Origin of the sequence: Paraburkholderia dinghuensis (assembly GCF_003837865.1) — a bacterium.
GTDB lineage: Bacteria > Pseudomonadota > Gammaproteobacteria > Burkholderiales > Burkholderiaceae > Paraburkholderia > Paraburkholderia dinghuensis.
Genome location: NZ_RQIS01000002.1, coordinates 356,266 through 370,530 on the forward strand (window position 1 = coordinate 356,266; position 14,265 = coordinate 370,530).

16 protein-coding genes are annotated in these 14,265 nt (G+C 61.4%); 1 reads left to right on the forward strand and 15 read right to left on the reverse strand.

The window, feature by feature from the left end:
• Positions 1–77 precede the first annotated feature (77 nt).
• The 12 genes from D1Y85_RS04435 to D1Y85_RS04490 all read right to left on the reverse strand — a co-directional run bounded on the left by D1Y85_RS04435 (position 78) and on the right by D1Y85_RS04490 (position 12,061).
• A complete protein-coding gene (locus tag D1Y85_RS04435; RefSeq protein WP_124149813.1) occupies positions 78–1,088 on the reverse strand; it encodes a glycosyltransferase family 2 protein in 1,011 nt (336 codons plus the stop codon).
• 226 nt (positions 1,089–1,314) lie between these two features.
• Positions 1,315–1,827, reverse strand: coding sequence for a TlpA family protein disulfide reductase (locus D1Y85_RS04440; protein ID WP_124149814.1), 513 nt, complete (start codon positions 1,825–1,827; stop codon positions 1,315–1,317).
• Positions 1,824–3,059, reverse strand: a complete 1,236-nt coding sequence (locus D1Y85_RS04445) for a sialidase family protein (protein WP_124149815.1) — start codon at positions 3,057–3,059, stop codon at positions 1,824–1,826. Before D1Y85_RS04445 ends, D1Y85_RS04440 begins: the two co-directional genes overlap by 4 nt.
• Before the next feature lie 11 nt (positions 3,060–3,070).
• Positions 3,071–3,493, reverse strand: coding sequence for an ExbD/TolR family protein (locus tag D1Y85_RS04450; protein WP_124149816.1), 423 nt, complete (start codon positions 3,491–3,493; stop codon positions 3,071–3,073).
• The gene (locus D1Y85_RS04455) at positions 3,490–4,200 is read right to left on the reverse strand and encodes a MotA/TolQ/ExbB proton channel family protein (RefSeq protein ID WP_124149817.1); all 711 of its coding nucleotides are present in this window, start codon (positions 4,198–4,200) and stop codon (positions 3,490–3,492) included. The genes D1Y85_RS04450 and D1Y85_RS04455 overlap by 4 nt, the downstream gene beginning before the upstream one ends.
• 12 nt (positions 4,201–4,212) lie before the next feature.
• Positions 4,213–4,545 carry an energy transducer TonB gene (locus D1Y85_RS26960; RefSeq protein ID WP_185218904.1) on the reverse strand — a complete coding sequence of 111 codons (333 nt, stop codon included), beginning with the start codon at positions 4,543–4,545 and terminating at the stop codon, positions 4,213–4,215.
• A 422-nt stretch (positions 4,546–4,967) separates the two neighbouring features.
• Positions 4,968–7,238, reverse strand: a complete 2,271-nt coding sequence (locus D1Y85_RS04465; RefSeq protein WP_425466876.1) for a TonB-dependent receptor — start codon at positions 7,236–7,238, stop codon at positions 4,968–4,970.
• Positions 7,239–7,389: 151 nt separating this feature from the next.
• The gene (locus tag D1Y85_RS04470; protein ID WP_124149820.1) at positions 7,390–7,833 is read right to left on the reverse strand and encodes a DUF2946 domain-containing protein; all 444 of its coding nucleotides are present in this window, start codon (positions 7,831–7,833) and stop codon (positions 7,390–7,392) included.
• A gap of 419 nt (positions 7,834–8,252) precedes the next feature.
• Positions 8,253–9,527: an SUMF1/EgtB/PvdO family nonheme iron enzyme gene (locus D1Y85_RS04475; protein ID WP_124149821.1), complete on the reverse strand. Its 1,275-nt coding sequence runs from the start codon at positions 9,525–9,527 to the stop codon at positions 8,253–8,255.
• 169 nt (positions 9,528–9,696) lie between these two features.
• The gene (locus D1Y85_RS04480; RefSeq protein ID WP_124149822.1) at positions 9,697–10,452 is read right to left on the reverse strand and encodes a helix-turn-helix domain-containing protein; all 756 of its coding nucleotides are present in this window, start codon (positions 10,450–10,452) and stop codon (positions 9,697–9,699) included.
• Between the two features lie 178 nt (positions 10,453–10,630).
• Positions 10,631–11,095 (reverse strand): universal stress protein, encoded by a 465-nt coding sequence (locus D1Y85_RS04485; RefSeq protein ID WP_124149823.1) that lies wholly within the window; start codon positions 11,093–11,095, stop codon positions 10,631–10,633.
• A gap of 375 nt (positions 11,096–11,470) precedes the next feature.
• On the reverse strand, positions 11,471–12,061 hold the full coding sequence (locus tag D1Y85_RS04490) for an acyl-homoserine-lactone synthase (RefSeq protein ID WP_124149824.1): 591 nt from the start codon (positions 12,059–12,061) through the stop codon (positions 11,471–11,473).
• A 169-nt stretch (positions 12,062–12,230) separates the two neighbouring features.
• Between D1Y85_RS04490 and D1Y85_RS04495 the strand changes: the two genes are divergently transcribed.
• A complete protein-coding gene (locus tag D1Y85_RS04495; RefSeq protein WP_124149825.1) occupies positions 12,231–12,551 on the forward strand; it encodes a helix-turn-helix domain-containing protein in 321 nt (106 codons plus the stop codon).
• Here the strand turns inward: D1Y85_RS04495 and D1Y85_RS04500 are convergent.
• The 3 genes from D1Y85_RS04500 to D1Y85_RS04510 all read right to left on the reverse strand — a co-directional run bounded on the left by D1Y85_RS04500 (position 12,535) and on the right by D1Y85_RS04510 (position 14,202).
• Complete coding sequence (locus tag D1Y85_RS04500) at positions 12,535–13,239, reverse strand: helix-turn-helix transcriptional regulator (RefSeq protein WP_124149875.1); 705 nt, start codon at positions 13,237–13,239, stop codon at positions 12,535–12,537. The genes D1Y85_RS04495 and D1Y85_RS04500 overlap by 17 nt on opposite strands.
• 339 nt (positions 13,240–13,578) lie before the next feature.
• On the reverse strand, positions 13,579–13,803 hold the full coding sequence (locus tag D1Y85_RS04505) for a hypothetical protein (RefSeq protein WP_124149826.1): 225 nt from the start codon (positions 13,801–13,803) through the stop codon (positions 13,579–13,581).
• 27 nt (positions 13,804–13,830) lie between these two features.
• Positions 13,831–14,202, reverse strand: coding sequence for a DUF3005 domain-containing protein (locus D1Y85_RS04510; RefSeq protein WP_124149827.1), 372 nt, complete (start codon positions 14,200–14,202; stop codon positions 13,831–13,833).
• Positions 14,203–14,265: the final 63 nt, after the last annotated feature.

Consider the following 14,265-nt stretch of genomic DNA (forward strand, 5'->3'; position numbering starts at 1 on the left):
GCCGCGCAGTGCGAAAACAGGCGATCTTGCTGACGCTGAATGACAAATGAATTGCCTCTGAAGTAGAGACCGTTATCCTAAGGAATACGCTGACGATTCTGATCGGAAACTTGTTCATTTGCCTCGAATACGAATGCCCGCGGCTGTTTCCTTGCCCGCCGCGCACTTTTCCAGATCATGAGCAAGTGATAATAAAGCCGTGGACTGAACCCAAACCGGTAAGCGTAAAGATTCCCGAGCACAAGATTCAACCCGGTGCGCGCATCATCGTTGCGCGCATGGAGCGATACCACGATAGGCACAAGCCGTCGAAACGCGAGCTTGCGCGCGGATTCGAGTTCGGGCGGCAACGCTAGTCCGTTCAGGAAATGCCACGCGGCAAGCGATGCTGCGCTCGTCGTTTGCCGCGTAGCCTGCGAGACCGAGACATCGCTTTTCCGATAGTACGAGATATAGGCGTCGACGTAACACACACGTCGAGCCGCAAGGCACAACCGGACGCCGAAAACAAAATCGCAGCACACGCCATAGTGCTCGTCGTAGCCGATCTGCTTGACGATTGCGGCATCTGCGAGCCAGCCGTTGTTCGGAAACATCTGCACGATGCCAACACGCCCTGGCAACGCCTGCAAACCCGCCGCCCCTGGCGTGCGGTGAAAGGCGATATTCATGCGCCGGCTTGCCACAAGATCGACAGCGCCGTTCTGGTCGGCTTCGTATTGATTGCCGAACGCGACCTGTAGACCGGGATAGCGGTCCCACTGCGCCAGCAGGTGCTCGATACCCGTCGTGGCCAGATAGTCGTCGTCGTGGATGAGCAGGATCTTGTTACCCGTCGCCCGCGCAAAGAGACTCGCGACGTTGCGCGCCTGACCGAGCGCGGGTGTGTGGCGTCGATAGACGATGCGCGCATCGTCTGGGTAGCACTGAGCGATCATGCGTTCGGTCCGCTCGTCCGGCGAATCGTCGCCGATCACGATTTCGATGTTCGCGTGCGTCTGCGCGAGACACGATTCGATGCATCGGATCAGGAGGTCCGGACGGTTGCACGTAGGCAAACAAATCGAGACTTTGGTTTCTGTCGCCATGTGCCTGCTCCTTTGCTCACGGAAGATGGAGAGGTTGGAATGGCGAACGCCATCCGGTTGCCATGACGGTAGACGATCAAAACGCGGAAAAAATTGAAAATAAATCGCGGCGCGTGGCGATACCCGAAAATGCTCAGGTCGCGCCGATTGCGCTATTCATCGGATGAATGAAACAAATACCGTCACCGACGTCCCCGGCGGCTAGACAACGACGCGTGTGCCTGCGTCAGCGTGCGTTATGGCGCGATGCCGCCTCTACCGAGTCGAGCCATGCGGTGACCTTCTGCGGATCGGCGACGCCGCGAATCGAAGTCACCGCGCCGTCCGGCGCGATGAGCAGCGTTCTCGGCACATCGCCGAACCATTTCACGTCAACGCTCGCACGCAGATATTCGTCGGGCTCGGACACGACACCCCAGCTTTCGATGGCACCCAGGCCCGCCTGTGCGAGCCGCGATGCGGTTGCGTCGGACGGAGCCTGATCGAATCGCACCAGCACGAGATCGACACCGCGATGCGTGCGCGTGAACTCGCCCCACTTCGGCAATTCGCCTATGCAGGGGCCGCAACTCATCGCCCAGATATGAACGACGAGCGGTTTGCCCGCATGGTGCGCGCGAATATCGGCCAGGCTGTGAGCCGTGAAGGGACGCGGTGACGCAGCAAGAGCAAGAGCGGACGAACACGCCAATACGAACGCGACGGTGACGCTGAAGAAGGGCCGGAAATAGTGATTCATGACGCGTCCAATACGATCAATTGATAGCCGTGTTCCTGGCTGAGCCAGGACAGGTAGACGTGCTGCGAGTCGGCGACGAGCATCGGCCGGTCGGTCTGGCCTTCCGCCGTTCCGATCGTGCGGTCGGCGGACCACGTCAAACCGCCGTCGCTCGAATGACGCACCCGGGCGAGGATGTGCTCGCCATCGAACTCCTTCCATGCAAGCCACACGGACTTCTCCCGCGCAAGAAGCGAAGGCCGTCCAGGCTGGTACGCCGCCTCTCCCACGCTCTGCGGCACCGAAAAGCTCTGCCCCTGGTCGGTGGAACGCGCGTAGTAGAGACCCTCGCGCGCTTCACCCGCCGTAAACCAGGCGGCATGCCACGTCCCGTCCGATGACACGGCCAGGGCAGGGCCATGATGAGGACAACCATCTATCGCCCAGTGATCAATCGCGACGCGATGTGAACTCGTCGGTACATGCTGATCGTTGAACGCCAGCACCGCGTGATCGCGTTCGTTCGTGCCGTAGATCTTGCGAAACAGCACGGCTGGGTTCTGCTTCCCGTCGAGCGCGAGATCGACGCGGCAGCATTCGCACGTATGATCCTCGGCGATCGCTTCTCCCTTGAAGGTCGCCCCGGCATCGTCGGACCACGCGTAAGCGAGCGCAGCGCCCGCCTGCTGCATGCCATGTTCGTGCGCGGCAGCGACCGTGCGCTTGTCAAGCCACGCCGCAAAAAGCGTATCGTGCGCACCGAACGCGATGACCGGAAAGCGCTGGCTCGCCGCGTCCGACGAGATCGCGTGCGGCGGCGAGAATGTCTTGCCGTCGCCCGAGCGCGACACCAGCACCTCGGCGTTCCAGTTGTCGTCCTTGAACACGCTGTAGGCAACAACGATGCGCCCCTTGCCGTCGACGGCGATCTGGGGATGCGACTCCGCGCCGGTGTCGAGCCGCGCACCGTATCGCCCGATCACTACGGGCGCGTCGAAGTGCTTGCCTGCATCGTTCGAGGCGGAAACGGACACGGCACCGTCGGCCGACCAGACGACCCAGAGCCTGCCGTGCGCGTCGAGGAACGGGGTCGCGACAGTCGCGCAGTCGAGCGCGAGGCTCGCACATTGAGCGGCCGGCGACGCGTCGTGATGATGCATCGCCGGCATAGTGTCGGCGCTATGTGCCGATGCGAGGTTTCCGATCGTCAACGCGAGACCGGCAAGCATGGCGCGCATGAAAAAATGTGGCATGGTCGGTCTACTCAATGTGAGGAAACGGGATCGGTGACGAAACCGACTTTGGCGACGCCTGCAGCGCTCGCCTGCGAGAGCAGGCTGGCGACCTCGCCGTAGCGCACCATGTGGTCCGCGACGAGGCGAATTTCGGGCTGCGGGTTCTGTTTCGCAGCGGAAACAAGGGCTGTTTCGAGCGATTGCCCGGTCATGACCCGGCCATCCCAGCGAATCTGTCCGCTCGCATCGAGCGTGATGTCCACATGCGGAACGCGCAAATCTTCGCGCTGGCTGCTCGCTTGAGGCAGCGCGATCTTCGCTGCATGATGGACGACCGGCAACGTCACCATGAACACGACGAGCAAGACGAGCATGACGTCGATGAGTGGCGTCATATTGATTTCCGCCGCGAGGCCGCCCCCGGAACCGGTGTTCGTGTGATCGCCAATCATGCTTGCCTCCGCGCCGTCGAGGTGTGCAATTGCGTGACCGACGCCGTAGTGCCGGTCAACAACGCCGCGAGCACGTCGTGCCCGAAACGGTTCAACCTGGCGACGACGCTGTGCATCATGCGCGTGAGTGCGTTGTAGCCGACCACGGCAGGAATGGCGACGAAAAGGCCGAACGCGGTCATGACGAGCGTTTCACCGATCGGGCCGGCAACCTGATCGAGACTGGCGTCGCCGCTCGCGCCGATCGCGATCAGCGCGTGATAAATGCCCCACACGGTGCCGAACAATCCAACGAACGGTGCAATCGCCCCGATCGACGCAAGCAATGCGAGCCCACGCTGCATCGGTGCCAAAGCGTCGGCAGTCGCGGCCTTGAGGCACTGCGTCAGCCAGTCGGTCAAGTCGACAAGATTTGCATTGCGATGCCGGCTCGACTCAAGTCGGGCGAGCGCGCGTTGCCCAGCTTCGGCCACGTCGTGGAACGGCGAACCGGGCGCGCCGAACACTGGTGCACCGGACTCCGTCCAGTCCGTGTCCCGGATCTGTCGCTCGGCACGCGCCGCGCGTTTTCCCATGCGACGCAGCTCGATGGACTTCAGCAATATCACCGTCCACGTCACAATCGACATGGCAGCGAGCAACAGCGCGGTCGCTCGCGTGACGGGGTCGCCCTGATGCCAGACATGTTGCAGGCCATACGTTTGCATTTTCGAACTCCTTTATTCGGAAAGATTGAACACGACCGGTACTTTTGCGGTCGCGGGCACGGGCTTGCCGTTCTCTTTGTAAGGCACGCACGCGCTGGCCTCTACGGCATCGAGCGCAGCGGCGTCGAGTCTTGGATACCCGCTCGAAGCGACAACGCGTGCCGAATCGATGTGACCCGTGACGTCGATACGTAGCTCGACGAGCGCCGTGCCCGTTTCCCTGTTGCGCCGTGACAGCAACGGATAAGCCGGTTTGGCGATCGTGCAATCGAGTTGTGCGACGGCTCGCGGGTGCTGTTCGCCGTTGCCGGTAACGGCATGTTGTGTCGATGACGCCTGCGGCACTGCTTGCGAAACTTCCGGCTGCGGAGCGGGCGAGACAGACGGTGCGGCCGCTGCGGCGGGTGTCGGCTGTCGCTGAGGTTCTACGACTTGCTCGTGCGGCGTGGGTGCCACGGAACGGGCAACCGGATGCGGCGCGCGCGTCGGCCGCTCATGTGCTGGCGGTTGCGGGCGCGGCGGAGTGGCTGGCGGCGGCGGGGCGGATGTTGCGGGTGAGGCTGCTATGAGTTCGGCCGCGACGACATGGAGCGGAGCCGCGTCTCGTCGCGGTTCGGGCCGCGACATCACGAAAGCGAGCACGGCGGCGTGCAGCGCGCCAACGAGTACGGCAGCACCCACGACATAGCGCTTTTGCCTGCGGGACCGCATCGCCGGCCGGTGCGCCGGCAACCAGGGCGATGGAAGGGCGAGTTGCTCGCTCACGGTCATACCCCGACCTTGGCTTCGACGTAGAACGTCCGTCCCGGATACGGGTGATAAACGAAGTACCGCGCATCGAAGATGTTGTCGATCCCGACAGCAAGACGGGTCGATTTCGTCGGGCTGAACGTGTACTTCGCGTCGGCCACCGTAAACGTGCTCGTGCCGCCGAATACGTTCGGATTCGAATCGGTATTGGTCAGCGTGTTGTACTGGCGGCCCGAATAACGCGCACCCACCATGACCGTCGAGCGCTCATCGATGTGGTAACTCGCCGCGAGATCGGCGCGCCACAACGGAATCCGGTAGAAATACTTGCCAACGGTGGCGGGGTTCTGCGCATTCTCGAGAATCTTCGACTGCGTGTACGCGACGCCGGCGATCAGATCGAGTCCGTGAATGACGACATTCTCGCCCTGATAGCTCAACTCCACGCCGCGCGAGCGCACTTTGCCGATGTTCTGGAAACTCGTGACGTTCGGAATCACGGTCGTGTCGGTCTGGCTGAAGATCGCGTTCCTGACGTCGTCCTGGAACACCGAAAGGCGCCACAGGCCATTCCAGTGCGCCCATTCGGCCGCCAACTCCTTCGACACGTCGTCTTCCGGCTGAAGGTTGGGATTGTTGTTGATGATCGTCGAGCCGTTGATCTTCCCCTGGAAAAGCTCGCTGACGGTCGGGAAACGGTACGCGCGCCCGATCGATGCCCGCAACGTCAGGTCTTCGGTTGCGTCATAGGACAGCGAAGCCTTCGGCGACACATGGTGCTGGCTCGACTCGGGATACGGCAGACGCGTCGCGCCGACCGTCTGCTGGCCGTCGTACGCGTTCCAGTCCTCGTAGCGCAAACCGTAGACGAACTTCCAGCGCGGCAGGAAGCGCCATGCATCCTGCGCGTACACCGCCTGGGTCTGGGTTCTGCCGCTGAACGAATTAGCGAAGGAACTCGCCGCACCGTCGCGCCAGTTCGCCGTGTTGTAGCTCTCGTTGTCGAGGAAATAGTTGTCGTAGTGATAGCCGAATGTCAGCCAGTGGTTCAGCAATCCGGGTGCGGGCGACTGCGGTGTCCACGTCGCCTTCAGGTCGAGGGTCTTCCAGCCGGTGCCATCGCCGAAGGTCACAACGCCTGGCCCGTTGCCTGGACCACCCGCGTTGGCCGTGCGCGCCACGCTATTGGATATGTCGTAATACGATGCGATCGCTTCCGCATTCCAGCCGGTCGCCTGATGCGTGCGCAACGACAGACCGTACAACCAGTTCTCGTTGTAGCCGCGGCTGGGCGCGAGCGCGACGGCCGGAATCGTGTAGTGGTAGCCGCCGATACTGACTGCGCCGCTATACACCGGATTGCCGTTCGCGTCGGTAAGGAACGTCGAGGTCTGGCTGTCGTAAGTCTGGTGCCAGTAGCCGAGCGTGAAGGCGCCCTGAACGGTCGGCGTGAAATCGTATTGTGTTTTCAGCGTGAACTGGTCCTGAACCGTGTGCTCGATCCCTTCGCCGTTAACGCCGATCACGGCGGTCGGCGTATTGGTCTGGTTGTTGTAGAAGTGCGCACCGGTTACCGGCACATCGCCGGGCTTCGCGGGCGTCGACGACTTCGCAAGCGTCGCGAAGCTCAACGGCTGGCTGGTGTTCTCGAGGTGGTTGACGCCCAGCCGGAACGAGAAATTGCCGATCTTGTCGCCGACCGTCGCCGTGGCTTCACTACCGTTGAAATTCTGGTTGACGCCAAAGAGGCTGAAATGCTGCGTGAACGCTTTTACGTCCGCGGTGGCTTCGAACTTCGTCGGCATGCGTGTCGTAATGAGCACCGTCGCGCCGAGCGAATTGCCCGGATAGAGCGCGGAGAACGGTCCATAGATCACGTCGACCTGCTGGATCTCATCTGGATAGACCATCGACCAGCGCGGCGGAAATGAGTAGCTGTTGCCCAGCAGGTTGCTGAGCAGCAGGCCGTCGGCATAGACGAGACCGCGCGCGCTTTGCGTATTGCTCGTTCCACGCACCGCGATGATCGAGTTCAAATCGCCGATGAAGCGTTTGCGCACCGCGAGATTCGGCAGATACTTCAGCGTGTCTTCGGTATTGACCACGTTCCAGTTGTTGAACTGGTCGCGCGTGACGGTTTCCACGGACGCGGGCAGGTTGGGATCGACCGCGGGCTGGACGGTGCTGGTCGAATCACTCTTCGCTTGAACAGTGACGGCCGGCAGGGTCATTTCGCCCTGCGTATTGTCAGCGTGGGCGTAAGGTGTAAACAGTGAAAAGGGAAGCATACCCAGCGGGGCATACCGTGCCATTTTGTACGGACGAGCGAATACGCTTCGTAATACGAAGTAAATCATATCAATTCCTGAAATCGATGGACGAACGACATCGCGTGTGTCAACGACGCACGTTTATCGAGGTCTTCTCAAACGCTTGCGATCAGGAAACGACGGGGGGCGCGCGTGGGCGCCCGGCGGGGAAAGCGCCTATTGGCGTGAATCGGGTGGAAAGGACGCGCGTGGCAGCGAACATGATGAACATGTGCGCCGATTCTGCGACGTGCCTGAGCGCCGGCATTGCGGCGTGGGTTGCGAGCAGGTTGCAGTAGTCGCATGCCGCCATCGACGGCTTCGAGGCATGATGACTGCCGTCGTTGACCCCGCGGGCAGCCGCTTTCATGTGCGCTTTGTGCATGGGCATGTTGCCCATGCGCATATCGCCCATGCTCATTTCGCTCATGTTCATTTCCATGAGCGCGACGGCGGGGTTCTCGTGCGAGCGGGCCCGTTCAACGAGTTGACTTACGATCGGCGCGGACACAATGAGCCACATGGCAAGCAAGCCAAGCCATGCGGTCAGGTGTGTGCGGAATCGGTTAGTCACGAGCGGGGGTTACGAACAGGCGAACTGAATGCAGTTATCGCAAAATTGCTTGAGTATAAATTTGAGATGCTCGTTTGGTTAGTCTTCCGCGCCTTGCGCGACGCCATGCCACGCAACCCGTTCGATCCTGCCTCTTTGTTTTGGTCCTGCTCGTCGTTCGGCTACGCTAAAGGCGGCCGAAGATGTTGGAAGGGTGAAGTCGCCTGTCTTTGCGCCGCCCGAACGCATGGACAGTGCACAGGAAATACCTGATGGCATCGTGCCTGGTATGTCTGCAGATTCAGCGACGAGACGTTGAATAGGGAAAACAGGTCGGCGGGCACCTTTGGCGGGTCTTCGATTTGAGGAATTAACCGATGACCGACACAAAAAATCGACCGGCACGTTAAGTCAATGCCAAAGTATTCATCGATCGGTTACTACCTCACGCACCGAAACCCCGCATAGACATACGGATAGTGCGGCTGAAACCAATTGCGGAAAGTCGGCCGCAGCATGCATCCGGCTGTTCGCGCGGAGCCGCCTTTCATCGCAAAGTGACGGCCATCGAAGAAGTTCGCCGAATAGCCTTCGTAGAACGGAAAGGCCTTGAAGCCGGGCAGTGGTCCGAATATCGTCGACGTCCATTCCCAGCCGTTGCCGTATAACCCTTCGACGCCCCACGTACTGGCGCTGCCCGGCGTCGCATCCACGGCCACCGGGTTCCAGTTGCGGAAATCGAAGTTGTCGCCCGGGCCGGGCAGCGCGCCGTGTGCTGCGCGTTGCCACTGCGCTTCGCTCGGCAGGCGCGCACCGCGCCAGCGGGCAAAGGCGCTCGCCTCGGCATGGCTCGTATAAACCGGCCACGCGAGCGGTAGCGAGATCTCGTCGAACATCGTCCGCAGCCGCCAGCCGTCCGCGCCGCGCGTCCAGAACACCGGATGCGCGACACTCTCCGCTTCCTTCCACGCCCAGTTTTCGTCACTCCACCAGGCCTTATCCACGTAGCCGCCATCGTCGAGGAATTCGAGAAACGCCCCGTTAGTGACCATAAAGCGATCGATCTCGAATGCGGGGACGTCGATCTGCACCTCGCCGAATTCGTTGTCCCAGCCGAACACACCGCGCTCGGCGGTCATGCCCAGTGCCGCGCGCCCCGCGGGAACCGGCATCATCGACGGTGTCACCGTGTAGCGGTGATCCGGCGGGGTGGTCGTGCCGCTTGGTTCGCATTTCTGCTCGAACGGCAATTGATGCAGCATGTAGCTGAGCGTTTCGACGTGCATCAGCCGGTGTTCGATCGCGACGTTAAGCAACTGGGCCGCGGTATTGTCATTCGGGGCGTCGGGTGGCACGTCGAGTGTCGCAAGCTGCGTGTCGATCTGTACCCGCGCATTGCGGCAGTAGTCGCGGATCGCGTCGAGGCGCGGCCAGTCCGCGGGTGTGTCGGTGGGCAACGCACCGTCCACCGGATCGATGCCGAACGCGAACAGCCGGTCGAGCCGGGGATCGGAGGACGGCAGGTCGAACAACCGCTGATCGAAGAGATTGCGGTCGAACGCTTCGAGATGGCCAATGTAGAACACGATCCGGTGCCGCTCGCGGATCGGGCGTTCATAGAGGAAATCGGATTTGACGATGCCGAAGAGTGCGTCGCTGGCGGCGCGCGCACTAACCAGCCGCTCGGCGAGCGTGGACGGAGGCAAGAGAGGCATTTCAGCGATTCTCCTTGCTTGGGCGGTGAACGAGACTTTACCGCTGCCGCAGAAGGCGTGCCAGCGCCCTGCCAGGCGCGCAAGGAGGGGTGTGCAGAAAGCAAGGCCCACGCGTCAGGAAGGACGACGCGCGGGCCTCGGGGTATTGCGGGAAATGCTGGCGCTACGCTTAGACGTGGCGCAGGCCTTCGAGGTCGATGATGCGAATGAGCTTGCCCTGCGCGTCGATCAGACCGCGCTTCTGGAATCGGGACAGGGTGCGGCTCACTGTTTCGAGCGTCATGCCGAGATAGCTGCCCATGTCCTCACGCGTCATGCGCAGGTTGAACTCCGCGTGCGAGTAGCCGCGCTGACCGTTGCGGTCGGATACGTCGAGCAGGAAGGCGGCGACGCGCTCGTCGGCGGAAAGCGAACCGAGCACCATCATCTGCGACGATTCACGAATCAGCTGTTCGCTCATCAGGCGGTGCAGGCGGTCCTGCATCGTGCCCGTTTCGCGGCACATGTGTTTGAGGGCGGCGTAAGGGACGATGCACACCGAACTATCTTCAAGCGCAACGGCGGTGCAGGTATGGCTATCGGTGCTGATGCCGTCGAGCCCGAGCGGGTCGCCCGCAAGACGCAGGCCGGTGACCTGTTCGCGCCCATCGCGGTGAGCCATGACGGTCTTGAGCGATCCTGACCGAACGGCATAGAGATTGTCGAACGGATCGCCGGCGCGATAGAGCGCCTCGCCACGGCGCACGCTGCGCGCCGTGCAGATGAGCGCTTCGAGCTTCGGCATGTCGTCCACTGCGAGGCCTTGTGGCATGCACAGATGACGCATTGCACAACTGGAGCAGCGCGCAGAGCTGCGCGGGTTGGCCACGGGTGTACGGCTTGCGCGGCGCACGCTGCTATTGGACACGACGGTGGGGGTCAACATCTGCCTGCTCCTTCCTCTGATTTACTTATGCGGGAACATTGTCCACCGTGTTTGAAACTTTGATTGGCGGCAAAACGACGCGCTTTTGAGATGAGTGCCCTTGAGCCTGGTCAGAAGCCGCGTACATCATAGGGATTGAAGACGCGGCCCATTGTCAAGTGTCGCTCTTATTTAATTGTTACACAGCAACAGTCGCGCCAGCCGCGGACGGGATGAGCAGGACAGGCAGCGTCGACTGGCGCACGCAGCGCTCTGCCACACTTCCGAGGATCAGCCGCTGAAAACCGCGCCGCCCGTGCGTGCCCATCACCACCAGGTCGGCGTTCGCCGTTTTGGCGGCGTTCAGCACAAGTGTAGGGACGTCGTCGAGCGACGACGCCTCGCCGGTCACCATCTCGCCCTCGACACCGCGTTCCTGCATGGCCTTGTTCATCTGCTCGGCGAGCTCGTTGCCCTGCGCAATCATCTGGTTGCGCAGGATCGACGGATCGTAGCCGGGGGCGTCGAAATACATTGGCGTGTTTTCGACCACGTAGTAGGGCTGGAGCTTCGCGCCCATCGCCTTGGCGAGTTCGAGCGCGGCGTCGAATGCGCGGCGCGACGTGTCGCTGCCATCGACTGCGACCAGGATGCGTTTGTACATGGAACCTCCGCTTGAGTGGACCCGGTAAGGGCACGGCCTGGTCCCGACACTGCGTCGGGTGAGGCGACGTGCCGTCTGCTATGGGCACGAGCTTAACTGATCGGGGACAAATAATGCGCCACATATAGATGAAAGATGGAAGGCGCAAGGAGAAACGTCAAGTTTTCGACTGCCGGCCGTCCTGGGGGCGGGGAGCGGTTCATCGGGCGAGGCGTCCGGTCATCTGCACCTGGCGGGCCAGCGACACCCCGCCAGCCGTTCCCTCAGTTTCCGGTTACTGGCCGCCGATGTTGCGGCACTCGCTGCAAGCGCCAGGCATCAGACAGGGGCGACAGCCTCGTCGCACCTGGCGAGTTCGAACCGCCCCATACAGCGTCAGGCAGTGGCCAACAAAGGCCCGAACATGGCCGCGTGGGTCTGGGGGCTCATGGCAATATCCAGCGCGACCGCGTTCTCGACGCCGATTCGCTGCGGCTGCCCAATCCGCGATACCTCCATGCCGGTGCGGCGGAGCATGCGTTCCATCGACGTGGTGGTCACGGTAACGTAGCGCGAGATGCCCATCCGGTCCGCGAAGGCGATGGCCGTGCGGATTGCCTGCGTCGTGAGATCGGCGAAACCGAACGCCTGATCGTTATTGGACTCGATCGCGAACCGGCTCAATTCCCAGATATGCGGGCCGGCGGGCGCGCTGCTGCCCTGGAGCAGCTGGCCGAAGGTGTCGCGCAGCATATTCGGCCCGTCGGTGGGCATCGTGCGCCAGCAGCCGAGCACGCGGCGCGACGGATCCTGGATCAGCATGTAATGGGGGCCGAGCGCGTCGTAGCCATCGATCTCCATCCCGTCGATAGTCGGTATGTCCCACCCCATACGGTCGCAAAATACCCGGGCCCTGAGGCGGTACATCCCGTAAATCTCGTTCTTGTCGAACTCCTGGCTGAGTCCGGTACGGATTGTCGTTTGCATGGCAACTCTCCCTTATGCGCGTGATACGGCAGCAATGTGGATCGAAACCTATGCGCCATGAATATGAAAAGACACCTATCCACATAGGTAGGTGCGCAAGGGATGGCAGTTCTGGAGAATGACACGGGCGGCAGTCACTCATCCGGCATAACTGACAGCGAGGTACACCATGGAACTGATGGGCAATCAATGGTCGGCGGGAACGCAAATGCATTCACTCCCGTCAGGGGATCTGTCGTCGGCAATCGACCGATTCCTGATCGTCGAGTATCGCAAGAAGAAGAAGGAAAGCCAGCGTCGTTTCTGGGCCCGCTTCGGTGTCACACAGTCGCGCGGTAGCCGCTTCGAGGCAGGCGCGGAGATTCCGCCGCCGGTGTCAATCCTGCTGGGTTTGTACTTCAACAAGACAGTTTCGGATGGTGACCTCGGCCGCGCCGAGCGTGTCCTGCGCCACTCCGGCGCGCCGATGCTGCTTAACCCGGGTCAATAAGCCCCATCTGGGTGGCGATCACGGCTGCCGCGCGCCGCGAGTTGACGCCGAACTTCGCACGAATGTTCTTCATGTGAAAGTTCACCACTGCCTCAGAGCAATTCAGGATATGCGAGATTTCCCAGGTGGACTTGCCGAAGGCGGTCCACTTGAGGCATTCCTTTTCACGCGGTGTGAGTTTCGGGATCAGCGACTGGGCGTGACCGTTCAAATGTCGCTGGCTTGTGTCCAGCACGAGATCGCGCAGCAAGACCAGATTCGGCAGGGCACGGTTGAGGTCGTCGCTGAAGTCTCCGGCCGGGTCTGAGTCGTTGACGAAGCACAGCAGGCCGACTTCCTGGCGCGGGCCGTGGATTGGCAGGGTGATGCCCGCCCGCAGTCCGTAGGAACGGGCTTCCTCGTACATCGATTGCTGCTGTTCCGTTGCGAACAGTTCTGGCGACCAGACAAGCGGCGCCGACCGCGTCAAGCAATGCGCGACCGTCGGGTCGAAATACGCCATGTTCTGATCGTTGTACTTTTGCCTCCAGGCGGACGAATAGTTCGTCCGGATGAACGCGTCTTCGAGTCGCATTCCGGGGCGCGGCAAAAATGCCATCATGACCTGACTGAATCCCCACGAACTCGAGAGCTGAGTCACCGCGTCGAACCACGCCGCATCTTCGGGCGCGTCAAGCACGGACGACATCTGCTCAATGAAATGTAGAGGCACTTCAACACTCTCCGTCGGCGGCGTGCCAGGTCGCGGGCAAAGTCCCTACGATGAGCTGGCTGGCTTCTTTTGGTGTAGCAATTTATCACTATTTTTCATCCCGTTTATTTTTCTGTTCCTATTCTCTGTCAGTAAATAGGGATTTCGACGTCAATTCGGGTTTATTCCGGGAAGTGCGAGTCGCCTTCGGTAAAGAAAAATACAGCACGCAAGCGCGCTGTAAGCGCGGACGTGGGTGTCGGGCTTGTGTTCCGGGTAACGGAGTTATATCGGCTGCGTCAGGCAATTTGACGCTCGCAATTCGCGCAAGCGCCGCTAATCAACTGCGCTCTTCAATTCGGGCGTAAATCCGGCTTTATTTTCCTTCAGGTATCCGATAAATAAGGCCGGATTGCGCTTTGTGCTGCATTGCCATGCGAGCGCCGATTGCCGTTCTACTCGAAATGCCGGCACGAGATTCGCGCAATCGGTCGGATGTGACGTACCGGGCGTGCGCGCGGAACCAACGATGGCGATCCCGCCCGCGCGCAAACCACCCATTGAAGTGCGCGTTATTGCGAGCGGACTTCAGGTCTTGCGCTGCAGTTCGACGATGCGTGTCGGTCGCAGGTGATTGAGCGAGTAGTGGAGCCTTCCTGGACTGCGACGTTGGCCGGGCAAACGCGGATCGCGGAATTGCCAGTCGAAGTCGTAGGGCACCTGCGGTTCGGCCATGCCCTTGTCCACCATTTCGTAGCCAGGCTGCAGCGCAAAGAGGAGACGAGGTCCCCCCTTGCGGCTGTCGAATCCGGCCAGCCCGTCCTTGGCTTCAGGGACGCTCGTGTCGAGCGATGCGTCGCTCGTCGTGTCTTCGTCGGGGCTCATGTTCGCGTCGGCGGCGCGAGCCCGGATCTCACGCTCCAGTTCGACGCTTTCATTGCTTTCGTCGCTGCGGTTCATGGTGATTCCTTTAGGGAGGTTCGGGATACGCTCCAGTCGCGGCAAGTCCTGTCCCGCGGCGTG